This window comes from Bradyrhizobium centrosematis (assembly GCF_045571495.1).
In the GTDB taxonomy this organism is placed as follows: domain Bacteria; phylum Pseudomonadota; class Alphaproteobacteria; order Rhizobiales; family Xanthobacteraceae; genus Bradyrhizobium; species Bradyrhizobium centrosematis.
This window is the reverse complement of sequence record NZ_CP120703.1, coordinates 629,372-651,452: the sequence shown is the minus strand read 5'-3', so window position 1 is coordinate 651,452 and position 22,081 is coordinate 629,372. Positions and strand designations below refer to the sequence as shown.

Sequence of the window (22,081 nt, the reverse complement as noted above, 5' to 3'; positions counted from 1 at the left end):
GCTTTTGTTCTTGAGCGCTTCAGGTCGTCCCGAAACCGGACCCCGCTTTCTTGTATTCTGGACGCGGCGGGCTGAAGATGTCCAGCACGCGGGCCCCATCGGGGCCGGCGCGCATGGTGTGCGGCACGTTGCCGGGGGTGCGCCAGAAATCGCCCTTCTTCACGGCAATCTCCTCATCGCCCTGGACGCGGATCGCGGAGCCGTCGAGCAGCACGCCCCATTGCTCCTCGGGGTGATGGTGCAGCGTGCCCTGCGCATGCGGCGCCAGCGTCACCACGGACAGCATCGCCTGCTCGCCGGAGAAGATGCGCGTGGTCACGCCCGCGGCGAGTTCGCGGAAGAGGCCGTCGTCGGGATTGTCGATGTTGTGGAATTCGTCCTTCTGGCTCACGTCATTTGTCCCTTCTACGTTTCATCTCGCTACCGACTGACGCACGGCGGCCAACAGCCGGTCCTTGAATTCGCCCCTCAAGGTCACGAACAAGCTCGACCATGTCCGGCTCTTGAACTCGCAGCCGCCGCGTGGACAATATTCCGTGTCGTGATAGTCCCCGAAAACCACGCCAAGCAGGGTCATTCGACGGCCCCACTGGCGAAAGAGAGCGCTCCCTGACGCCCCGAACTCGAACTCGCAGTTCGTTTCAATTGTCTGCCAATCCCTCACGTCGCGTATTTGGCACTCCTGGATCGTCTTGTTGAACGGCCCGTCCTTGTCGGTCTTTCCTGCGGCTTCGATATCGTAACCGACAACCGCCAGAACACGCTCCAGCTCCACCAGGGTTTCGGGCTGCTCATGAATTTCGTAGGGCGTCACGTCTGCTGGAAACGCAAGTCTTGCGACGGCCCAATCGACCTCGCCCTGTCTCGGTTCAGCATCAACGCAGGGGCCCATCCAGAGAGCTGCCGACAAGGGGATGATCCGCTTCTCTGCTCCCAAATAGTACTCGAATGTGCACGTGTCAGGTGACGTATGAGGCTTGCAAGCGTCCCGAAACGCGTGGGCCACCGTCGTGATCACGTCGCGCGCCCCGGTGACTTGAGCGCTGCTGGCTCCGCCGGGGCATCGTAAGACTCCGCTTGCCGCGAAGCGCTTTCCCACCTCACCTCGGGACAGCCCCTTCACCTTCGCGTAAGCCTCTTCCGTCATCCGCCGTTCTGCATCCATCAAAGCGACAGGACCTGTCGCCGGCTTGGGATGATCGTTGGCGGCCTTGCGCATGGCCCCCGATCCGACCTCGTTGCTTGCGAACATCCACAAAAGGAGCAAGCCAGGCACGACGACCGCGCAGTTCCTCGTCATTGAAAGTAACCTCAGCATCAAGAGGCATGAGAGAACTTTGGCAGAAACAAAGGTCGTGAAATCACTTTCGAAAATGGCAATGGCCGACGTCGGCTTTCGATCCGTTCAGCCATTGCCTTGACTTAAGCCCGGCCTGCTCAAGTCTTGCCATAGGAGCCCTGGTAGCGACCCTCGCGGATCGCCTTCAATGTCTCCTCCTCGCGCGCGACCTGGGCGCGCACCGCTTCGAGCAACGCCGCTGCTCCCGTGGCGGGAAAGGACACCACGCCATCCTCGTCGCCGACGACGATGTCGCCGGGCGCAATCACGCTGCCGCCGATCGTCACCGGCACGTTGATCTCGCCGGGCCCGTTCTTGTAGGGGCCGCGATGGATCACGGCCCGGGCGTAGCAGGGAAAATCGTCGGCGGCGAAGGCGGCGACATCGCGGATCGCGCCGTCGATCACATAGCCTTCGGCTTTACGCCATTGCGCGATGTTCTTCATGATCTCGCCGACCAGCGCCCGCGTCTCGTCGCCGCCGCCGTCGACCACGATGACGTCGCCGGGACCGACCAGCTCCAGCGCACGGTGGATGGCGAGATTGTCGCCGGGCCGGGTGCGCACCGTGAAGGCCGTGCCCACCAGCTTGGCCCCGCGATGATAGGGTTTGAGCCCGACCGCGCCGGGCAGCCGGGCGAGATTGTCTGAAATCACCGAGGTCGGCGCGTTCCGAAAGCCCTCGATGAGCTCGGCCGCCGGCTTCGGCACGCTGTTCGCTGCGATGGTGATCGTCATGTCAGTTCTTCCCCGTTTGTCCTACTCGGCGTGCGCCCGCGCCTTCGCCGGCCAGATCCGGAAGGCACGCCCTTCCTTCATCCACGCCGCGCGCTCGTCGCGCAACAATGTTCTGCGGACCTTGCCGGAATCGTCGCGCGGCGGGACGCTGACGAATTCGAAGCTTTCAGGGTGCTTGTAGCGGCTCAGCCGATCCTTGAGAAAGTCCGCCATGCCGTCGGCGATCGCCTGGCCGTCGGCATCGCCGTCCGGCTCGATGATGGCATGCACGCGCTGGCCCAATTCCGGATCGGGCAAACCGACCACCACGCAGGAGCGCACGCCGGGCGCTTCGGAGACCGCGGCCTCGACCTCGGCCGGATAGATGTTGGCGCCGCCGCGCAGCACCATGTCGGCGAGGCGATCGCCGAGATAGAGATAGCCTTCCGCATCCAGCCTGCCGATATCGCCGAGCGATTCCCAGCCATCGCTGCGGCGCTTCGGCTCGGCACCGAGATAGTGATAGGTGGCGTCCTTGCCATCATTGTTCAGGAAATAGATCTCGCCGGTCTCGCCCGGCGCGACGTCGTTGCCGTCCTCGCCGATGATGCGAAGCTTCGCCATCTCGCCGATCTTGCCGACCGAGCCCTTATGCGTCAGCCATTCCGTGCCCGAGATGATGCAGGCGCCCTGCCGCTCGGTGCCGCCATAGAGCTCCCAGATCCGCTCGGGTCCGAGCCAGGCGATCCAGTTCTCCTTCAGCCACGGCGGCATCGGCGCGGCCATGTGGAAGACGGTCTGCAGGCTGGACAGATCATAGGCATTTCGCACGTGCTCCGGCAGCGCCCAGATCCGGTGCATCATGGTCGGCACGAAATTGACCCATTGCACGCGCTCGCGTTCGATCTGCCGCAGCGTCTCCTCGGCATCGAACTTGGTGAGGCCGGTGAGCTTGCCGCCGCTGAACAGCGCATAGTGCGACACGATGAACGGCGCATTGTGATAGAGCGGCCCGGGATTGAGCAGCGAGACGCCGAAGGGAATATTGAGCGGCGGCGCCGCGACGGTGTCGGTCACGGCCGGATGGTGATCGAGGATGACTTTCGGGCGGCCGGTCGAGCCGCCGGAGGTCATGGCTTTCCAGTAGCGTGCGACCGGCGGGGTGAGCGGCGCGTCCGAGAACCCTTCCGGAACGAAATCCGCCGGCAGGCGATTTGGCGCGTTCCAGTCGGCCTCGCCGCCGACCACCAGCGCCGGCTTCAGAATGTCGAGCACGGCGGCGGCCTCGCCGCGCGGCAATCGCCACGACAGCGAGGTCGGCGTCGCGCCGCACTTCCACACCGCGAAGGAGGTCTCGAAGAATGTGTTGCCGTTGGGCAATCCGATCGCAACGAAGTCGCCGGGCTTGACGCCCTTGGCCGCAAACGCCCGCGCGCGCCGGTTGGCGCCGCGCTCGAGCTCGTCCCATGTCAACGTATCCTGCCCGTGACGGACGGCGATCGTGCCATGTGGTTTGCGTTCAGCGTACCAGCGCGGCACGTCGGAGAGGGGCAGCAGCATCAGGCGTTTCCATTTCGTTTCTTGATGTATTTTTTGACGTATTCCGTGACGTATTTCTTGGCGTCGCCTCAGGTGAGGCGCGCGCAGGGCGAAGTGTAGCAGCCTACCGGCGCGGCGCTGTGACTCCTGCGCCACGTCAAGCACAAAATGTCAGCATCCCAGCCATGAAATTCCCGGGTTCCACGGGTGACAAGCCGGCGATAAAGAGGCAAAAATCCGGCTCGACTCAGTTCGGGTTGAGTTTTCCAGGGAATGCTCTCGTAGAATGTCGTCCGTGATTGCTTTGCGTCATGCAGCGCTGCTTCTCGTTGCCGCAGCAGGATTTTTTCTGCTGACGCATGCACATGCCCAGGCGCAATGGTGGAAACGCGCGCCCGTCGATTTCGAGGAATGCGCCGACGCCGCCGAGAAGGCCGCGACCAAGGCCGAAAAGACCTCCGCGCTGGCCGATTGCAACGCCAAGTTTGCCGGCCGCCGCAAGCCGGGCGGCGGCTACTCCTATTACGACTTCCTTCAGGATCGCACCTTCGACATCGCCGGCCCCAATCCGACGCCGGAAGAGCAGAAGAAGATCGACGAAGCCTATACCGCCTATCTCGCCAAGCAGCGCCGCAACAATGAAGCGGCCCAGGCCACGGCTCGCCAGCAGCGCGAGCAGCAGGAGCAGCAGGTCCAGCAGCTTCAACAAATCGCGCTGCGAACCGAGGCCGAGCGCGTACGCGTGCCCGTCCCGGTCGAGCGGCCGAAGGTGCAGCAGACCGTCGGCCAGCGACCGAAGGGCGCATGCGCCAAAGGCTCCTTCTCCTGCGAATGGCCGCGGCTGTCGGAAAGCTTGAACGACCTGAAGAAGCTGTTCAACCCGACCCCGAGCAAGCCGGCGAAGAAGGGCTGAAGCAGCGCCACACTCGGTGTCGTCCCGGACAAGCGTAAGCGCAGATCCGGGACGACAGCGGAGAATGCGGCGTCACTTAGTGCGCTTCTTCTTGTACTTCGGTTTCGCCACCGGCACATCCACTGGCGCTGTCGTCGTCGAACCACCCAATTGCGACCTGCTCTCCTGCAACCGCCTGTCATAGCCGGGCGAGTTCATGACCGTCGGCGGCCTTGCATGGGCGAGCGTCGATGCGCCGCAGAGCGCGGCAAGTGCGAGCCCGATCGTCAAGCGATGTTTCATCGCGTTTCTCCTAGTATTCATGCCGTCCCACGGATCTGCTGCGGCGTCAGCCGCGGCGGGCCGTTGCCGGCGGCTTCAGCCTCCCTGATCAGCGCAACGATGCGGCGCATCAGCGGCACCTCGATATGGTTCTGCTCGGCAAGCGCGATGACCGCGCCCTGCAGATAGTCGATCTCGGTCTTGCGGCCCTGCTTCAAATCCTGCCACATCGAGGAGCGCGCCTCCGGATCGATCTTCATCGTTCGTCCCAGGATGGCGTTGAAGATCATGTCGGGCAATCTGAGCAGCGTCGGCGTCCAACTCATCGGAATCGGCGTCGCCGAGACCGGCGTAATGCCGGCGGCCTGTAGCGCGGCAAGTCCTTCCGCCATCTGATCGGCGAACAGCCTTCGCCAGTCGCGGCTTGCCAGTTGCGCGGCGAGCGGCATGTCCGACAACGCGCTGAGCGCGTTGTTCAGATTGATGATCAGCTTGCCCCATTGCACGCCGGTGATGTCACGGCTTGCGCGCACGTTGAGGCCGGCCACCGAGAGCGCCGCGGCGGTGTTCTCGGCGTCCTCTCCGATATGGATATCGCCGGAGGTCGAGCGGTGGAAACGGCCCTCGCCCATCGCGATCACGTTGAACGGCACCATGCCGGCGAGCACGCGGCGGTTGCCGAGGCGCTCGCGCAGCACCGCGATATTGCCGACGCCGTTCTGAAGCGAGACGATGACGGCATCCTCAGGCGCGTGCTGCGCGATCTGATCCGCGACGGCGGCACTGTCCGCGCTCTTCACCGTGACCAGCACGATGCCGGCACTGTGGAAGATCGCGGGATCGTCCGAGAGCGCGAGCTGGCCCGCGCCGAGCCTCTTCTCGGAACCGTCGAAATCGGTCAGCCGCAAGCCGAAGCGCTCGATCTCGGTCTTTACCCGCGGCCGCACCAGCAGCGCGACACGGCGGCCGCCGGCCGCCAGCATGCCGCCGACGAAACAGCCGATGGCGCCGGCGCCGGCCACCACGATCGGTCGATCCGCAACCACTGAAATTGCTCCCTGAATGACTGGCCTTCGATAGCAGAGGCGAGGCCGGCAACCAATCGCCGCGCATCCGACTTGTAACGGTCATGAGTGCCCCATATGTTTTCGCCCCGGGGGCAGTCAGCGGCGAGCGCTCGCCGAACGAGACGCCAAAGGAGAGCACCATGGGTCTACTCGACGTCCTCAACGGCATGCAGAACGGCCCGCGCGGCCCCAGCGCACCGAGCTCCGAGAAATCCTCCGGCGGCATGTCGCCGATGACCATGGCGCTGCTCGGCCTGCTTGCCTGGAAGGCGTTCAAGCACATGACCGCAAACCAGTCCGGGACGGCGCCGCAACCGTCACCGACGCCGGCCCCTCCGCCGGTGAATGCCGGCGCGGGCGGCGGGCTGAGCGACATTCTCAAGGGCGGTCTCGGCGGCCTGCTCGCGGGCGGCGCGGCCGGCACCGTGCTCAGCGGAGGTCTCGGCGATCTCCTCAACCAACTCCAGCAGAGCGGCCACGGCGACGCCGCGAATTCCTGGGTCGGCAAGGGTGAGAACAAGCCGATCGCGCCGGGCGATCTCGCCAGCGCACTCGGTGCCGACCAGATCGAGAGCCTGTCCGCCCAGAGCGGCCTGTCGCGCGAAGAGCTGCTCAATGGCCTCAGCCAGTACCTGCCGAAGGTGGTCGACCATCTGACGCCGGACGGACGGCTGCCGACCGAGAACGAGCTCTCGGGCAGAATCTAGTCGGACCTTGATCGACACGCTTTCGGGAAGGGGAGCACAGTCATGAGCATGGGCGGCCTGTTGTGGATCATCGTCGTCGGCTTCATTGCCGGCCTCATCGCGCGCTGGCTCGCGCCGGGGCCGAACAATCCAAGCGGCTTCATCCTCACCACCATCCTCGGCATCGCCGGCGCGTTTCTGGCCACCTTCGTCGGCCAGGCCATCGGCCATTACAGCCCCGACCAGGGCGCCGGCTTCATCACCGCAACCATCGGCGCGGTCGTGGTGCTGTTCATCTGGCACCGGCTGGTGGCGAGCGGCGTGATCAAGGGGTAGCCACGAGTCGTTGCGTGAGGAGGCCCATCTGCCTCTCCATCGTCATTGCGAGGAGCTCTTGTGACGAAGCAATCCAGAATGTGCCTTAAAGGCAGTCTGGATTGCTTCGCTTCGCTCGCAATGACGAACTAGGCTATCAAATGCATCCCCGCATCCATGCGCACGACCTCGCCGGTCATGTTGCTGGAGGCCGGCATTGCCAGGAAGCAGACGAGTTGGGCAATGTCCTCCGCGGTTGACGCGACCTTGAGCGGCACCTTCGCCACCACGCTGTCGCGCACCTGCTTTGCCTGCGCCTCGCCGCGCCCCTTGGTGAACCAGGGCGTGTCGATATAGCCGGGGCATACGGTGTTGACGCGGATCAGCGGCGCCAGCGCGCGCGACAGCGACAGCGTCATGGTGTTGAGCGCGCCCTTGCTGGCGGCGTAGGCGATCGAGGAGCCGACGCCGCTGATGCCTGCGACCGACGACACATTCACGACCGCCGCCGGCCGCCCGGAGGCTTTCGCGGCGGCTTCGAGCAGGTTGCGCGCCGCGCGCACCATCTGGAACGGGCCGATGGTATTGACGCCATAGAGCCGCTGGAAGTCTTCAGCCGACAAGCCGTCGAGATCGGCGTGAGCGACATGCTTGGTGGTGCCGGCATTGTTGATCAGGATATCGAGCCGGCCCCAGCCGCTGGCGGCAGCGACGATCTTGCGGCAATCGTCGTCCTTTGAAACATCGCCCTGCACGACCAGCACCTCTGCGGCACCGGCCTTGCGGCACGCCTCAGCCGCGGCCTCGGCCTCCTTCTGGCTCGACGAATAGTTGATGACGAGCCGCGCTCCGCTCCGCGCGAGAATCTCGGCCGTCGCAGCGCCAAGGCCGGAGGCCGACCCCGTCACGATTGCGCACAGATTGTCCTTGGCCATCCTGATTTCCTTCCCCGTGGCTCTGATCTCCTGCGCCTTGTTTAACGAGTTTGCCGCGCCCTGCAAATCGAGCAAACTCCGCTAAGCGGAATTAACCTCCCGTCGGCCCTGCGCCCATGCCCGCGCCGCAGGTTGATCTGCGATCAACGCTTGTCAGGGCCATGGCTTTTTCGGATCATCGGGCGCAAGAAGAACCGCGCGCCGGCTGAGCTGACCGGACGCGCCAACGGTAAGACACGGGGAACGCTGTGGCGGAGAGTGACAACATCGTCGTCGAGACCGCGGAGAAGATCTTCGCCGATCTCGCCGATCCGCAAACCATCAACAACGACAAGAAGGGTGCATGGCAGGCGCCGCTGTGGCAGGCGCTGAGCGAGGCCGGCCTGCCATTGTCCTGGGTGCCCGATGATCTCGGCGGCTCCGGCGCAAGCCTTGCCGACGGCTTTGCGCTGCTGAACACCGCCGGTCGTTTCGCCGTCGCGGTTCCCCTCGCCGAGACTATGCTGGCCGGCTGGCTGCTGGCGCAGGCGAAGATCGCTTCGCCCGAGGGCGAGATGACGGTGCTGCCGGCGAGCCCGAAGGACCGGATCACCCTCGATACCGAGGGTTCGCTCTCCGGCCGCGCCCGCGGCGTACCTTTTGCCAAGACGGCAAAGCACTTTGCGGTGCTGGCGCACGGCAAGGACGGCGTCTCCATCGCTTTGATCGACGCGGCCAAGGCGCGGATCGAGGCCGGCCTCAATGTGGGCTACGACCACAGCGACACCGTGACGCTCGAGAAGGTCCAGCCCGTCGCGCTCAAGGCCGCGCCAAAGGGCCTTGACCAGACCACGATGATGCTGATGGGCGGCGTTGCACGCAGCCTGCAGATCGCGGGCGCGCTCGAATCGATGCTCGACATCTCCGTTCGCTACTCCAACGAACGCGTCGCCTTCGAAAAGAAGATCTCGAAATTCCAGGCCGTGCAACACAACCTCGCGCGCCTCGCCGGCGAATCCGCCGCGGCGCTCGCGGCCGCGACCTCCGCGGCCGACGCCATCGCCAATACCAAGGCGTTCGACGACGAGGTCTATCTCGAAGCGGCGTCCGCAAAGATCCGCTGCGCGGAAGCCGCGGAGAAAGGCGGCGCCATCGCCCACCAGGTGCACGGCGCGATCGGCTTCACCATGGAGCACATCCTGCACCGCTACTCGCTGCGGGCGCTGGCCTGGCGCGACGATTTCGGCTCGGAAAGCCATTGGGCCGTCGAGCTCGGCAAGCTGGTCGCCACCAGAGGCGCCGACGAATTGTGGCCGCTCGTCGCGTCGCGCTGATCGGGAGAGAACACATGACCGCTGCCCTTCGTTTCGATCCGATCCGCCTGCCCGAGAAGTGTGAGCAATTGCGCAAGGAGGTCCGCGCCTTCCTCGCCGAGGAAATCGCCGCCGGCACCTTCGACCCGCACAAGCCCAACCGCGAAGACACCGACGCGCCGGAATTTTCCCGCCGCGTCGGCGCCAAGGGCTGGCTCGGCATGACCTGGCCGAAGAAATATGGCGGCCAGGAGCGCTCGTTCCTGGAGCGCTACGTGGTGACCGAGGAGATGCGCGTAGCCAACGCACCGACACGGCGCTTCTTCGTCGCCGACCGCCAGAGCGGCCCGGTGCTGCTGAAATACGCACCTGAACATATCAAGATGGAGATCCTGCCGCGGATCTGCCGCGGCGAGATCTGCTTTGCCATCGGCATGAGCGAGCCGAACTCCGGCTCCGACCTGTTCGCCGCGAAGACGCGCGCGACCAAGACCGAGGGTGGCTATCTCATCAACGGCACCAAGATCTGGACCTCGTCGGCGCATATTGCCGACTACATGATCGCGATCTTCCGGACCTCACCTCCGACCAAGGAAAACCGCCGCCACGGTCTGACCCAGTTCCTGGTCAAGATGAAGCAGCCGGGCATCAAGGTGAACCCGATCGGCCAGATCACCGGCCAGTACGAGTTCAACGAGGTCGTCTTCACCGATCACTTCATCCCTGATGATCACGTGCTCGGCGAGGTCGACGGCGCCTGGAAGCAGGCGACCAGCGAGCTCGCCTATGAGCGTTCGGGCCCTGAGCGTTTCCTCGAGACCTATTACGTGCTGACCGAGCTGGTTCGCGCGGTCGGCCCCAACCCCGACACGCGCAGCGCCGAAGGCATCGGCCGCCTGGTGGCGCAGCTCCATACCATGCGGCGCATGTCGGTCTCGGTCGCCGGCATGCTCGAGGCCGGCAAGGAGCCGGTGGTCGAGGCCTCCATCGTCAAGGACATCGGCACGGTCTGGGAGCAGCAGCTTCCGCACCGCGTCCGCGATCTCGCCGCCTTCGTCGAGGAGACCGCGACCAACCGCGAGACCCTGGAGCGGCAGCTCGATTTCGCCATCAAGACTGCACCGAAGCTCACCATCCAGGGCGGCACCACCGAGGTGCTGCGCGGCATCATCGCCCGCGGGCTTGGATTACGTTAAATGGGATCGAAACCCTTGCCTCACGCTGCGTCCACCTCTCTCATCGGGAGAGGTCGATTTGCGTCCGCAAATCGGGTGAGGGTTTTGCTCTCATGAGGGACCGCAGCCCCTCACCCGGCGCTACGCGCCGACCTCTCCCGATGGGAGAGGTGGTTCTTCGCTACGGACGCATCGAGATGTTTGGAGACGATCTATGAGCAGCTATAAAGATATCGGCGTCGAGAAGGTCGGACATGTCGGCACCATCGAGATCCGCCGGCCCCCGCTCAACTTCTTTGACATTTCGCTGATCAATCAGATCGCGGACGCGCTCGACGAGTTCGACCGCGACATCGAGATCCGCAGCTCGGTTCTGTCGGCGCAGGGCAAGGCGTTCTGCGCCGGCGCCAATTTCGGCGACCCGGCCCGGCAGGCGCAGGAAGCGCGCGAGGCCGAGCGAGCCAAGAAGGGCGATCCCGCCGACAATCTCGGACCGATCAATCATCTCTATATCCAGGCGGTGCGCATCTTCCGGGCCAAGAAGCCGATCGTTGCCGCCGTACAGGGCGCGGCCATCGGCGGCGGCCTGGGCCTTGCGGTCTCCGCCGATTTCCGCGTCACCTGCCCGGAAGCGCGCTTCTCGGCGAACTTCACCAAGCTCGGCTTCCATCCGGGCTTCGGCCTCACCGTGACGCTGCCCGAGTTGATCGGCAAGAACAACGCCGAGCTGATGTTCTACACCAGCCGCCGCGTCACCGGCGAAGAGGCTTACAAATGGGGCCTCGCCAACGAGCTGGTGCCGCAGGATCAGGTCAAGGCGGCCGCGATGAAGCTCGCCGGCGAAATCGCCGAGTGCTCACCCCTCGGCCTGCTCTCCACCCGCGCGACCATGCGCAACGGCCTCGCTGACCGCGTGATGGCAGCGACCAACCACGAGCTCGCCGAACAGACCAAGCTGCGCGCGACGGAAGATTTCAAGGAAGGCGTGAAGGCCACGGAAGAGCGGCGCGTGGCGAATTTTAAAGGGCGATAGTCAACGGATCGCCCTGGCGCGCCATTCTCCGCTGTCGTCCCTGCGAAAGCAGGGATTTATAACCACGGCGAGAAGCTGTAGCGCGAGCTGGTCGCTCCTAGTCTTCGCCAAACTACTCCCTGTGAGTATGGGTCCCGGACCTGCGCTTCGCTTGTCCGGGACGACGGTGGTGGTTGTGGTTCGCTACTTCCGCCCCACCACCAGCGCATCGACGATCGTCACGCCCTGCCCCTCCGCGTGCACCAGCACGGGATTGAGCTCAATCTCCGCGATCTCGCCAGCGTGTCGCGCGGCGAGCACGGAAATATCGGCGATCAACTGCGCCAGCGCCGCAACATCTGCCTTTGCCGCTCCGCGAAATCCGTTCAGCAGCGGCGCGGCCTTCAGGCTCTTCAACATCTCGCCCGCCTCCTCCGCGCTCACCGGCGCGGGACGATAGACCACGTCGCGGAACAGCTCCGTCGTGATGCCGCCAAGGCCCACCATCACCATGGAGCCGAACGTCTCGTCCGTCATCGTGCCGACGATGATCTCGACGCCCTTCTTCGCCATCGGGCCGACCAGCACGCCCTGGATATCCGCCTGCGGCCGATGCGTGCGCGCATTGTTGAGCAGCGCTTCGAATGCGAGAAACGCCTCGCCCTTGGTGGTGATGTTGACGCGGACGCCGCCGACCTCGCTCTTGTGCGCGATATCGGGCGACTGGATCTTCATCACCAGCGGAAAGCCGGCATGGGCGACGGCGGTGTCGAGCCCGGCCTTGTCCGTCACCACCACTTCCTCCGGCAACGCAATGCCGGCGGCGCGCAGCAGCGCCTTGCTGTCGGCCTCGGACAGAGACGATGATTTCAGATGTGCGGAGAGATCGCGCGGTGGCAGCCGCGCCTCGTCCGCAGGCTGCGGCAGGCTGAACCGCGCGTAATCGACCAGCCGCCGCATCGCGACACCGACATGGGTGAGGCCCGAGAGCACCACAACGCCGGATTTGGCGAGCTCGCGCCGGGCGAAGTCGGACGGCACCGTGTAGGAATAGAACACCACCGGCTTGTGCTGGGCTGCCAGCACCGGCCGCAGCTCTTCCTCCCTGAACGGCTTGCGCACCTCGCTCGACAGCGACAGCACGACGAGGATCGCATCGACCTCGTCGGACACCGTGAGCAGATCGACGCTCTTCTGTAGACCGCCTGACGTTACGCCCTGCGCGGTGACGTCGATCGGGTTGCGCGCCGTGCCATAGGACGGCATCAACGCCTTGATGCCCGCCTGGATCGGTTCGGAGAGCTCCGGCACATGCAAGCCTTGCAGGGCGACGGCATCTGCACCCCAGATGCCGGCGCCGCCCGACACCGTCACCACTGCGACCCGGTCGCCCTTTGGTAGCGGATTGCTGGCAAGCACCGCCGCGATCGTCAGCGCCTCGTCGAGATCATTGGAGACGATGAAGCCGTATTTCGCGAACACCGCATCATACGCTGCCGACCAGCCGGCCATGCTCGCGGTATGCGAGGCCGCGGCGCGTTGACCTGCGCCGGAGCGGCCGACTTTGGTGACGATGACGGGCTTCCTGATCTCTGCGGCGCGCCGGGCGGCGGCAAGAAACTTGTCGACGTCGCGAATGCCCTCGATGAACAGCAGGATCACGTCGGTCGAGGCATCCTGCACCAGATAGTCCAGGAACTCGCCTGCTCCGAGATCAGCCTCATTGCCGGCGCTGACGACGTAGCTTACGGCGATTCCAAGTGCCGTGGCGCGGTGATAGTAGGCAAAGCCGATGCCGCCGCTTTGCGCGACGATGCCGATCCGCTTCGTCGTGGCAACGAGCGGCGCGACACCAGGCTTGACGTCCACGGCCGGACTGAACGTCGCGGCCACGCGCTGCACCTGGCTGAAGAAGCCCTCGGCGTTCGGACCGGAGATTCGCATGCCGGTGCGCTTCGCCAGCGCCGCAATCGCATCCTGCATCGCCGCGCTGTCGCCGCCCTCCTCGGCAAAGCCGGAGGAGATGATCACCGCGTTTTTCACGCCGGCGGCAGCGCACTGCTCGAGCGCGGCGAGCACTGCGCGGGCAGGGATGATGACGACGGCGAGGTCGATCGGCCCACCGATCTCCGCGATCGATTTGTAGCAGGTGAGCCCGTCGATGTCGGTGTAGTTCGGGTTCACCGGGTAGACCTTGCCGGGATACTCGTTCTTGCGCAGCATCGACAGCAGGCGGCCCGGGATCTTCTCGTGGTCGCGCGAAGCCCCGATCAGCGCGATGCTGGCGGGGGCGAAGAAGCTGTCGAGCGGATGCGGCATGAGATGTCCTTGTTCTTTTTCGGCCACCCCCTCCGTCATGGCCGAGCTTGCCGTCTTCGCCTAGGCTTCGCCGGCCCGGTGAGACTGTTTCGACAACTCAACTGACGCGGAACGTCACCCCGCCCAGCAAGAACTCGTTCCCCGCAACCGCATGCCCCTTCGCCTTGGCGGCATGCAGCACCCGCGCCACGTCGGTCACCCGAAACTCCAGCGCGCTCATGATCTCGCTCGCGCCCTTCACGAAGCGGAAAGTCGCATTGGGCAGCCTCAGTTCGGCGTCTCGAGCCGCAACCCCGATGATCCTGCCCCAATGCTCCGCCAGACCGTGCGGATCCGGGCTCTGCATCTCCACCGCCGTCAGGGCCTGCGTCACGTCCTTGCGGATGAACTTCTGCCAGTCCGGCCCCGCCGGCGGATAAGCCCCAAGGACGTCATCGCTGCCTTCGGTATGGTTGAACTCGATGAAGGCGGCCCGGCAATCGCGGGGATGGAGCTGGACGCCGTGATAGGGCGCGTGCTCGATGACGTTGGCGGTGCGCACGCCAAGCGCATTCGCGTGGCGTCCGCGCTCGTCGGGATCGTTGCAGCAGAAGATCGCCATATAGCCGCCGCGGCCGCCGGTCTTCGCGATGAAGCGGCCCGCCGTGGTGCCGTCCTTGAAGGGTGCGACCACCTCCAGCAGAATCGTGTCGACCGGGAGCAGCGCGTTCTCCAGGCCGTATTTCGCGACATTGCCGTCGCGGTAGCAGACGGCAAGGCCCATGATCTCCGCGATGTCGGAGATGACGGGCGCGAGCTGCGGCGCGACGAGGCAGATCTGCCGCAGGCGCAGATAGGGCGCCATGGTCACGCGCCCCTGAAGGTCGGCTTGCGCTTCTCTACGAAGGCCTTTGCGGCCTCCTTGTGATCCTCGGTCTCGCCGCAGCGGGTGTGGTGGATCGCCTCGCCATCGAAGCAATCCTCCAGCGCCAGATGCTCGGCATTGTTGATGTTGCGCTTGATGAAGCCGAGCGCGATCGACGGCCCTTGCGCCAGCGACAGTGCGAGCTCATGCGCGGCGGCGTCGATCTCGGCGTCGGGCACGACCTTGGTCACCATGCCGATCGCATGGGCTTCCCTCGCCGTGAGCACCGGTGACATCAGATAGAGCTCGCGCGCCCGGGCACTGCCGAGCAGCTGGGTGAGGAAGTAGGTGCCGCCGTAATCGCCGGAGAAGCCGACCTTGGCGAAGGCGGTGGTGATCTTGCAGGACTCGCTGGCGATGCGCAGATCGCAGGACAGCGCCATCGACAGGCCGGCGCCGGCCGCGGCACCGTCGAGCTGCGCCACCACGGGCTTCGGCATCTGGTGCAGGATGCGCGAGACCTCCATGCCGCGGCGGAGGTTTGAAAGCTTCTGCTCGAACGGCAGCGGCGCGCGGCCAGCCGCCATCGACTTGACGTCACCGCCGACACAGAACGAGCCGCCGGCGCCCTTGAACAGCACCGCCCGCACCTCGGGATCATCCGCCGCGCGCCGTGCCGCCTCGATCAGCCCGGAGACCATATCCGGGTTGAGCGCGTTCTTCCGCTCCGGGCGGTTCATCGTGATGGTGAGCAGCCCGCCTTCGAGCTTTTGCAGGACCATGTCGTTCATGGGGCGTCTCCCTTGTTGTTGTTTATCTCCGTCGTTCCGGGGCGATGCAAGGCATCGAACCCGGAACCTCGAGATCCCGGGTTCGCTTCGCGCCCCGGGATGACGTCGCGACTTACGTCACGCCGTCACTTCTTCACCAGCGGGCAGCGCGATTGCTCCAGCGACTGGAACGCTTCGGCACCGGGCACGGTGGCGAGCAGCTTGTAATCGTCCCAGCGGCCCTTCGATTCCGACGGCTTCTTCACCTCGAACAAATACATGTCGTGGATCATGCGGCCGTCCTCGCGGATCTTGCCGTTCTTGGCGAAGAAGTCGTTGATCGGCGTTTCCTTCATCACCTTCATGACGGCGGCAGCATCGGTGGTGCCGGCCGCCTTCACCGCCTTCAGATAATGCGTGACGGAGGAGTAGACGCCGGCCTGCGCCGAGGTCGGCGGCCGCTTCACGCGCTCCTGAAAGCGCTTGGAGAAGGCGCGCGTCTCGTCGTTCATGTCCCAATAGAACGCTTCCGCCAGCAACAGCCCCTGCGCCGTCTCCAGCCCGATCGAGTCGATGTCGGTGACGAAGGCGAGCAGCGGCGAGACTTTCTGGCCGCCCTTCATGATGCCGAACTCGGCCGCCTGCTTGATGGCGTTGACGGTGTCGCCGCCGGCATTCGCAAGCCCGATCACCTTAGCCTTGGAGGCCTGGGCCTGCAGCAGGAACGAGGAGAAGTCCGAGGTGTTGAGCGGATGGCGCACGCTGCCGAGCACCTTGCCGCCGGTCTTGGTGACGACGGCGCTGGTGTCCTTTTCCAGATCCTGGCCGAAGGCGTAGTCGGCGGTGAGGAAGAACCAGCTGTCGAGGCCTGTCTTCACGGCCGCAAGGCCGGTCACGTTGGCTTGGCCGTAGGTGTCGAACACGTAGTGGATGGTGTAGGGACCGCAGGCCTCGTTGGTGAGACGGATAGAGCCGGGACCATTGAACATGATGATCTTGTTGCGCGCCTTCGCGATCTCGCCGGCCGCAAGCGCGGTCGCGGAGGCCGCGACGTCGTAGATCATCTCGACGCCCTGATTGTCGAGCATGTCGCGAGCGATGTTGCCGGAGAGATCGGCCTTGTTTTGATGGTCGGCCGCGAGTACCTGGATCTTGCGCCCCAGCACTTCGCCGCCGAAATCCTCCACGGCCATCTTGGCCGCGGTCTCGCTGCCGGGACCGGTGATGTCGGCATAGAGGCTCGACATGTCGAGGATGCCGCCGATCTTGAGAGGTGGCTTGTCCTGGGCCTGAGCGGCGCTCGCACTGAGGGCAAACGCGGCGGCAAAAATGCCCGACAAAATATGCTTCATCGAAAAGACCTCCCTTTATCGCCTGACTCTGATGGCGGCTTGGTTATTGCTCTTGGCAATCGTTATTGGCAATCGCTGTTGCCGCAATCATGCCGCATGCGCAAGAGCGCAGCAAGCGCGAGGCGCGACGCGCAGATGATTGCCGCGCATGTTTTCCGCAAAGCGGAATGGTGAGGCGCGGCGAAATGTTTCCGCGTCATTACGAGCCAACGAGTCCGCGCGAAGCGCGGCCCGATGACAGGCTCCGCGAAGCAATCCAGCGTCTTTCCGCAGAGACAGTCTGGATTGCTTCGCTGCGCTCGCAATGACGGAGTATGGCGAAGCCTCTTCGCGACCCACTACGCATGAGGTATGGTTGCCGCGTAACACAGCCTCTCCGGGTCACGTGACGCGACTGCTTCATCTCATCGTCCTATATCTTCTCGTCGCGACTAACGCCGCGTCCGCGACTCCGTGTCAGTTCGAGCCCCAAGGCGAAGGCCGCGTTGCGGCCATCGTCGATGCGCGCAGCGTCCGTCTCGATGACGGCCGCGAGATCCGTCTCATCGGAATCGAAGCGACGCCATCCACCAAGCAGGCGCTGACTTCGCTGCTCGCCGGCCGCGACGTCACGCTCCGCGGCAGCGACGACACGCCTGACCGCTATGGCCGCCAGGGCGCGCTGGTCTTCGTGGGCGAGAACGACAGCTCCATTCAGGCCATGCTGCTCGCCCAGGGTGATGCCCTGGTCTCCGCTGAGATCACGGACAAGGACTGCGCGGCCGCCCTGATGGCGTCAGAAGCCGCAGCGCGGCGCCAAAAAAAGGGCAGCTGGGCTGACCCGTCGGCCATAAAAAACGCGGAAAGTCCGGACGATATTTTGGCGGGGATCGGGCGCTTTGTGGTGGTCGAGGGTAAAGTCCTGTCGGTCCGGCAAGCTGGGGCAATGACCTACCTCAACTTCGGACGAAACTGGACACGTGGCTTTGCCGCGACTATTTCAAAGCGCACGCTACCGGCGTTCGAAAACGCCGGAATTGCCCTTAAGTCCTTGGAAAACAAGCGTATTCGCGTGCGGGGCTGGGTCGAGGGCAATACGGGACCGCGGATCGAGGTGCGGCTCGTGGGACAGGTCGAGTTGCTGGGCGCAAACGAGCCGACAGGGGTACGGCCCTGACAAGGGCCAGGCACGGGTTAAGCGACGTGAATGGGGTGCTAGAAAGGCACGTACGGGCTGAATGCCGCCGCCTGCGGGCTGCGCCGGCCGTGCTATGCCTCGTGCTGGGCGCGACGCTCGCGGGTTGCGGCGACATGGGCCGGTTCCAGACCGCCGCCGCCCCGCCGGCCGTCGCCATGCCCAAGCCGAAGCCGGCCGTCGCGCAGACCCCCGCCACCGAGAAGGAGCACGAGCGCATCCTGGCGAGCTATGGCGGCACCTATGACGATCCCAAGCTCGAATCGCTCGTCAGCAAGACCGTCGACCGGCTCGTCGCGGCCTCCGACCGTCCCGACCAGGGCTACAAGGTCACCATTCTCAACTCCGGCGCGGTGAACGCCTTCGCGCTGCCGAACGGCCAGCTCTACGTCACGCGCGGCCTGCTTGCGCTTGCCAGCGACACCTCGGAATTGTCGTCCGTGCTCAGCCACGAGATGGCGCATGTGCTGTCCAAGCATGCCGCGATGCGCGAGGACCAAGCGCGCCAGGCCGCGATCGTCACCCGCGTCGTCACCGACATGAGCAACGATCCCGATCTCACCGCGCTCGCGTTGGCCAAGACCAAGCTCACCATGGCGAGCTTTTCGCGCAAGCAGGAGTTCGAGGCCGACGGCATCGGCGTCGGCATCTCCGCCAAGGCGCATTTCGATCCTTATGGCGCGGCCCGTTTTCTTTCCACGATGGAGCGCAATGCCGAGCTCAAGGCCGGCAAGAGCTCGCTCGATCCGCGCGCGCAGGATTTCACCTCGTCGCATCCGGCGACCCCTGAGCGCGTGCAGAACGCGCAAAATATCGCGCGGCAATACACCGCGCCCGAAGGCGCTGAGCGCGACCGCGAGAGCTATCTCGCCGCGATCGACAACCTCGTTTACGGCGAGGATCCCAGCGAAGGTTTCGTGCGCGGCCGCCGTTTCCTGCATCCGAAGCTCGGCTTTACTTTCCAGGCGCCGGAGAATTTCACGCTCGACAACACCGCCCAGGCGGTGATCGGCGTGCGCGAGGGCGGCGCCCAGGCGATGCGTTTCGACGTGGTGCGCGTCCCGGCCGAGCAGTCGCTCGGCGAGTATCTCAATTCCGGCTGGATGGAGGGCGTCGAGAAGGCGTCCACCGAAGACCTCACCATCAACGGCTTCCCTGCCGCGTCCGCCACCGCCAAGGGCGACCAATGGCAGTTCAAGGTCTATGCGCTGCGCTTCGGCAGCGACGTCTACCGCTTCATCTTCGCGACACGGCAGAAATCGACCGAGAGCGAGCGCAACGCGCGCGAGACCGTGAATTCGTTCCGCCGCCTGACGCTCGACGAGATCCAGGCCGCCCGTCCGCTGCGCATCAAGATCATCACCGTGCAGCCCGGTGACACCGTGGAGTCGCTGTCCCACCGCATGGCCGGCGTCGATCATCCCGCCGAGCGCTTCCGCGTGCTCAACGGCCTCGATCGCACCGCGCAGGTGAAGGTGCGCGATCGCGTGAAGATCGTTGCGGATTGACGTGCGCTAAGCGCACGTCATCCCGGGGCGCGCTTAGCGCGAACCCGGGATCTCCAGCTATAAATTTGCTGACTTAGGGCGAGCAAAGCGTAGCGTCCCCGCACTGCTCTATGCGATCGCTGAAAGATGGTGGGCACGGCGCGATGCGCCTTTGCCCACCCGACAGCTGTGATGCGACGGCGGCGCGAGCTTAGCGCCCCGCGTCCATGTCACCGGCCTCACGCTGGCCGCTGAGCCAGAGCGCCAGCAGGGTCCAGAACGCTCCCGACAGCAGATACGCGCCCGAGGCGATGACACCGAGATTGGTGGCGAGTAGCAACGCGACCAACGGTGCAAAGCCCGCGCCGAACAGCCAGGCCATGTCGGAGGTCAGCGCCGAGGCGGTGTAGCGATAGGCCTGCCGGAAGTTCGAGGCGATCGCACCGGAGGATTGGCCGAACGACAGACCGAGCAGGATGAAGCCGATCACCATGTAGATGGTCTCGCCGAACGCGCCGGCATCGAGCAACTGCGGGGCAAAGCCGCTGTAGATTGCGATCGCGATGGCCGATCCCATCAGCAATGATTTACGCCCCACGCGGTCGGCGATGATGCCGGAGACCACGATCGCGCCGACACCGAACACGGCGGCAACGATCTCGATGATCAGGAAGCGCACCGGGCTTTCGCGGGTGAACAGAAACACCCAGGACAGCGGAAACACCGTGACCATGTGAAACAGCGCGAAGCTCGCCAGCGGCGCGAAGGCGCCCAGCATGATGGTCTGGCCTTCGCGCGCGACGGTTTCGGAGATGCGCGCGGGCTGGAGTTCGCGGGTCTCGAACAGCGTGGCGTATTCTTCCGTCGTCACCATGCGCAGGCGCGCGAACAGCGCCACGACGTTGATGGCAAACGCAACGAAGAACGGATAGCGCCAGCCCCAGTCGAAGAAATCATCGGCCGACAGATTGCCGGCGAAGTAGGCGAACAGCGCGCTCGCCACAATCAGCCCCAGCGGGGCGCCGAGCTGCGGCACCATCGCGTACCAGCCGCGCTTGGACGGCGGCGCGTTCAGCGCCAGCAGCGAAGCCATGCCGTCCCAGGCGCCGCCCCAGGCCAGACCCTGCGCGATGCGCGCCAGCGCCAGCAGCCAGACCGCCGCAACGCCGATCTCGTGATAGCCGGGCAGGAACGCCAGCGCGACGGTGGCGGTGCCGAGCAGGAACAGCGCCGAGACAAGCTTGGCCGCCTTGCCGTATTCCCGGTCGATCGTCATGAAAATGACGGTGCCGATCGGCCTGGCCATGAAGGCCAGCGCGAACACCATGAAGGAATAAAGCGTGCCGGTCAGCTCGCTCGCGAACGGGAACACCAGGCGCGGAAACACGATCACCGAGGCGATCGCGAAGACGAAGAAGTCGAAGAATTCCGAGGTCCGGCCGATGATGACGCCGATGGCGATCTCGCCGGGACTGGCCTGGTCGTGGCCGTGCTCGCCCGAGTGGAGGTCTGCCATTGCGGGGGTCTGTGCCGTCGCCATTCGTGCGCCCTTAACGTCCTGAAAACCAAAGCCGACCGCCCGGCGGACGCCAGGCAATCTGGGCCTGTCTGACCCAACATCCCGCACTGCAACATTGGACAAATTGTCCAATGTCCGGATTGCTGCGCCGCAGCTACCCGTTGCTCCCGCAAAGGAAACTCATTCTCATAAGGCTCGGCCCGTGTCTCGTCTCAAGATCCTGGCGCTACTACCTCTGGCTGCTGCTCTGAGCGGCTGCGACTACGTCGTGCTGGCGCCAGCCGGCGATATCGCAGCGCAACAGCGCGACCTCGTCATCATCTCCACCGTCCTGATGCTCCTGATCGTCCTCCCCGTGATGGTGCTGACGGTGCTGTTCGCCTGGCGGTACCGCCAGTCCAACACCTCGGCCCGCTACGAGCCGGAATGGGATCACTCGACCAAGCTGGAGCTGGTGATCTGGTCGGCACCGCTCTTGATCATCGTCTGCCTGGGCGCGCTGACCTGGATGGGCACGCATCTGCTCGACCCCTATCGCACGCTCGGCCGCATCCATGCCGACCGCGCGCTGGATCAGTCCAAGGCTCCGCTCGAGGTCGATGTCGTCGCGCTCGACTGGAAATGGCTCTTCATCTACCCGGACTACGGCATCGCCACCGTCAACGATCTCGCAGCTCCCGTCGACCGTCCGATCACCTTCCGCATCACGGCGTCCTCCGTGATGAACTCGTTCTACATCCCGGCGCTCGCGGGCCAGATCTACGCGATGCCGGGCATGGAGACCAAGCTCCACGCCGTGGTCAACCACGCCGGCACCTACAAGGGTTTTTCGGCGAACTATAGCGGCGCCGGCTTCTCCGGCATGCATTTCAACTTCCAGGGCCTCGACGACAAGGGTTTTGACGCCTGGATCGCCAGCGCCAAGTCGGCCGGCGGCACGCTCGGCCGCGCCGAATATCTCCAGCTGGAGAAGCCCAGCCAGAACGAGCCGGTGCGGCGCTGGGGCACGATCGATTCCGATCTCTACCGCCTGATTCTCAACATGTGCGTCGAGACCGGCAAGATGTGCCAGAGCGAGATGATGGCGATCGACGCCAAGGGCGGCAACGGCCATCAGGGCCTGAACAACACCTTGCCGCTGGCCTACGACAAGTACGCCCGCCGCGGCACCGCATTTGGGCCCGAGCCGAGCTTCGTCGCCGGCACCTGCACGCCCGATGCGCCGCAGGGCAAGACCACCGCCTCGATCATGGCACCGGTCGACACCGCGCCGCTGCTCGGCGCCGGCCTGAAGCGGCCGTCGTTCACGCCGCTCAAGTCCTCGTCCTTCTTCCTCGGACAGCGTCCCAAGTCCGATTCCTGAAGT

General features: G+C 64.9%; 21 protein-coding genes. 9 read left to right on the top strand and 12 right to left on the bottom strand.

The window, feature by feature from the left end:
* Positions 1-19: 19 nt before the first annotated feature.
* From P6U31_RS03060 to P6U31_RS03045, 4 genes are all read right to left on the bottom strand, one after another.
* Positions 20-391, bottom strand: a complete 372-nt coding sequence (locus P6U31_RS03060; RefSeq protein ID WP_128923132.1) for a cupin domain-containing protein — start codon at positions 389-391, stop codon at positions 20-22.
* A gap of 21 nt (positions 392-412) precedes the next feature.
* Entirely contained in the window at positions 413-1,219 is an 807-nt protein-coding gene (locus P6U31_RS03055; RefSeq protein WP_407186801.1) for a hypothetical protein, read from the bottom strand.
* 218 nt (positions 1,220-1,437) lie between these two features.
* The gene (locus P6U31_RS03050) at positions 1,438-2,076 is read right to left on the bottom strand and encodes an RraA family protein (RefSeq protein WP_407186800.1); all 639 of its coding nucleotides are present in this window, start codon (positions 2,074-2,076) and stop codon (positions 1,438-1,440) included.
* 21 nt (positions 2,077-2,097) lie between these two features.
* Positions 2,098-3,615: an AMP-binding protein gene (locus P6U31_RS03045; protein WP_407186799.1), complete on the bottom strand. Its 1,518-nt coding sequence runs from the start codon at positions 3,613-3,615 to the stop codon at positions 2,098-2,100.
* A 265-nt stretch (positions 3,616-3,880) separates the two neighbouring features.
* Here P6U31_RS03045 and P6U31_RS03040 point away from each other — a divergent pair, with 265 nt between their 5' ends.
* Complete coding sequence (locus P6U31_RS03040; protein ID WP_407186798.1) at positions 3,881-4,507, top strand: hypothetical protein; 627 nt, start codon at positions 3,881-3,883, stop codon at positions 4,505-4,507.
* A 72-nt stretch (positions 4,508-4,579) separates the two neighbouring features.
* Here the strand turns inward: P6U31_RS03040 and P6U31_RS03035 are convergent, their stop codons facing one another.
* Together P6U31_RS03035 and P6U31_RS03030 are read right to left on the bottom strand one after the other, a co-directional pair.
* Positions 4,580-4,789, bottom strand: coding sequence for a hypothetical protein (locus P6U31_RS03035; protein ID WP_407186797.1), 210 nt, complete (start codon positions 4,787-4,789; stop codon positions 4,580-4,582).
* A gap of 17 nt (positions 4,790-4,806) precedes the next feature.
* Positions 4,807-5,814 (bottom strand): 2-dehydropantoate 2-reductase, encoded by a 1,008-nt coding sequence (locus P6U31_RS03030; RefSeq protein WP_407186796.1) that lies wholly within the window; start codon positions 5,812-5,814, stop codon positions 4,807-4,809.
* 161 nt (positions 5,815-5,975) lie between these two features.
* On the opposite strand from P6U31_RS03030, the gene P6U31_RS03025 reads away from it, so the two are divergent.
* Both P6U31_RS03025 and P6U31_RS03020 read left to right on the top strand, forming a co-directional pair.
* Positions 5,976-6,542, top strand: a complete 567-nt coding sequence (locus P6U31_RS03025; RefSeq protein WP_407186795.1) for a YidB family protein — start codon at positions 5,976-5,978, stop codon at positions 6,540-6,542.
* Positions 6,543-6,584: 42 nt separating this feature from the next.
* Entirely contained in the window at positions 6,585-6,857 is a 273-nt protein-coding gene (locus P6U31_RS03020) for a GlsB/YeaQ/YmgE family stress response membrane protein (protein WP_172786583.1), read from the top strand.
* A 128-nt stretch (positions 6,858-6,985) separates the two neighbouring features.
* Here P6U31_RS03020 and P6U31_RS03015 read toward each other — a convergent pair whose 3' ends face one another.
* Positions 6,986-7,771: an SDR family NAD(P)-dependent oxidoreductase gene (locus P6U31_RS03015; RefSeq protein WP_407186794.1), complete on the bottom strand. Its 786-nt coding sequence runs from the start codon at positions 7,769-7,771 to the stop codon at positions 6,986-6,988.
* Between the two features lie 248 nt (positions 7,772-8,019).
* Here P6U31_RS03015 and P6U31_RS03010 point away from each other — a divergent pair, with 248 nt between their 5' ends.
* The 3 genes from P6U31_RS03010 to P6U31_RS03000 all read left to right on the top strand — a co-directional run bounded on the left by P6U31_RS03010 (position 8,020) and on the right by P6U31_RS03000 (position 11,271).
* Positions 8,020-9,084, top strand: a complete 1,065-nt coding sequence (locus tag P6U31_RS03010) for an acyl-CoA dehydrogenase family protein (RefSeq protein ID WP_407186793.1) — start codon at positions 8,020-8,022, stop codon at positions 9,082-9,084.
* A 14-nt stretch (positions 9,085-9,098) separates the two neighbouring features.
* Positions 9,099-10,259, top strand: coding sequence for an acyl-CoA dehydrogenase family protein (locus P6U31_RS03005; RefSeq protein WP_036014568.1), 1,161 nt, complete (start codon positions 9,099-9,101; stop codon positions 10,257-10,259).
* Between the two features lie 193 nt (positions 10,260-10,452).
* Positions 10,453-11,271, top strand: a complete 819-nt coding sequence (locus P6U31_RS03000; RefSeq protein WP_407186792.1) for an enoyl-CoA hydratase/isomerase family protein — start codon at positions 10,453-10,455, stop codon at positions 11,269-11,271.
* Positions 11,272-11,454: 183 nt separating this feature from the next.
* On the opposite strand, the gene P6U31_RS02995 is transcribed toward P6U31_RS03000, so the two are convergent.
* The 4 genes from P6U31_RS02995 to P6U31_RS02980 all read right to left on the bottom strand — a co-directional run bounded on the left by P6U31_RS02995 (position 11,455) and on the right by P6U31_RS02980 (position 16,535).
* Positions 11,455-13,569 (bottom strand): acetate--CoA ligase family protein, encoded by a 2,115-nt coding sequence (locus tag P6U31_RS02995; protein ID WP_407186791.1) that lies wholly within the window; start codon positions 13,567-13,569, stop codon positions 11,455-11,457.
* A gap of 97 nt (positions 13,570-13,666) precedes the next feature.
* The gene (locus tag P6U31_RS02990; RefSeq protein WP_407186790.1) at positions 13,667-14,413 is read right to left on the bottom strand and encodes a hypothetical protein; all 747 of its coding nucleotides are present in this window, start codon (positions 14,411-14,413) and stop codon (positions 13,667-13,669) included.
* 2 nt (positions 14,414-14,415) lie between these two features.
* Positions 14,416-15,204 carry an enoyl-CoA hydratase gene (locus P6U31_RS02985; protein ID WP_407186789.1) on the bottom strand — a complete coding sequence of 263 codons (789 nt, stop codon included), beginning with the start codon at positions 15,202-15,204 and terminating at the stop codon, positions 14,416-14,418.
* A 125-nt stretch (positions 15,205-15,329) separates the two neighbouring features.
* Complete coding sequence (locus P6U31_RS02980) at positions 15,330-16,535, bottom strand: ABC transporter substrate-binding protein (RefSeq protein ID WP_407186788.1); 1,206 nt, start codon at positions 16,533-16,535, stop codon at positions 15,330-15,332.
* 304 nt (positions 16,536-16,839) lie between these two features.
* On the opposite strand from P6U31_RS02980, the gene P6U31_RS02975 reads away from it, so the two are divergent.
* Both P6U31_RS02975 and P6U31_RS02970 read left to right on the top strand, forming a co-directional pair.
* A complete protein-coding gene (locus tag P6U31_RS02975; RefSeq protein ID WP_407186787.1) occupies positions 16,840-17,691 on the top strand; it encodes a thermonuclease family protein in 852 nt (283 codons plus the stop codon).
* A gap of 134 nt (positions 17,692-17,825) precedes the next feature.
* Positions 17,826-19,217 carry a M48 family metalloprotease gene (locus P6U31_RS02970; protein ID WP_407190073.1) on the top strand — a complete coding sequence of 464 codons (1,392 nt, stop codon included), beginning with the start codon at positions 17,826-17,828 and terminating at the stop codon, positions 19,215-19,217.
* A gap of 190 nt (positions 19,218-19,407) precedes the next feature.
* On the opposite strand, the gene P6U31_RS02965 is transcribed toward P6U31_RS02970, so the two are convergent.
* On the bottom strand, positions 19,408-20,736 hold the full coding sequence (locus P6U31_RS02965; protein WP_407186786.1) for an MFS transporter: 1,329 nt from the start codon (positions 20,734-20,736) through the stop codon (positions 19,408-19,410).
* Positions 20,737-20,917: 181 nt separating this feature from the next.
* On the opposite strand from P6U31_RS02965, the gene cyoA reads away from it, so the two are divergent.
* Positions 20,918-22,078, top strand: a complete 1,161-nt coding sequence (gene cyoA / locus P6U31_RS02960; RefSeq protein WP_407186785.1) for a ubiquinol oxidase subunit II — start codon at positions 20,918-20,920, stop codon at positions 22,076-22,078.
* Positions 22,079-22,081 lie beyond the last annotated feature (3 nt).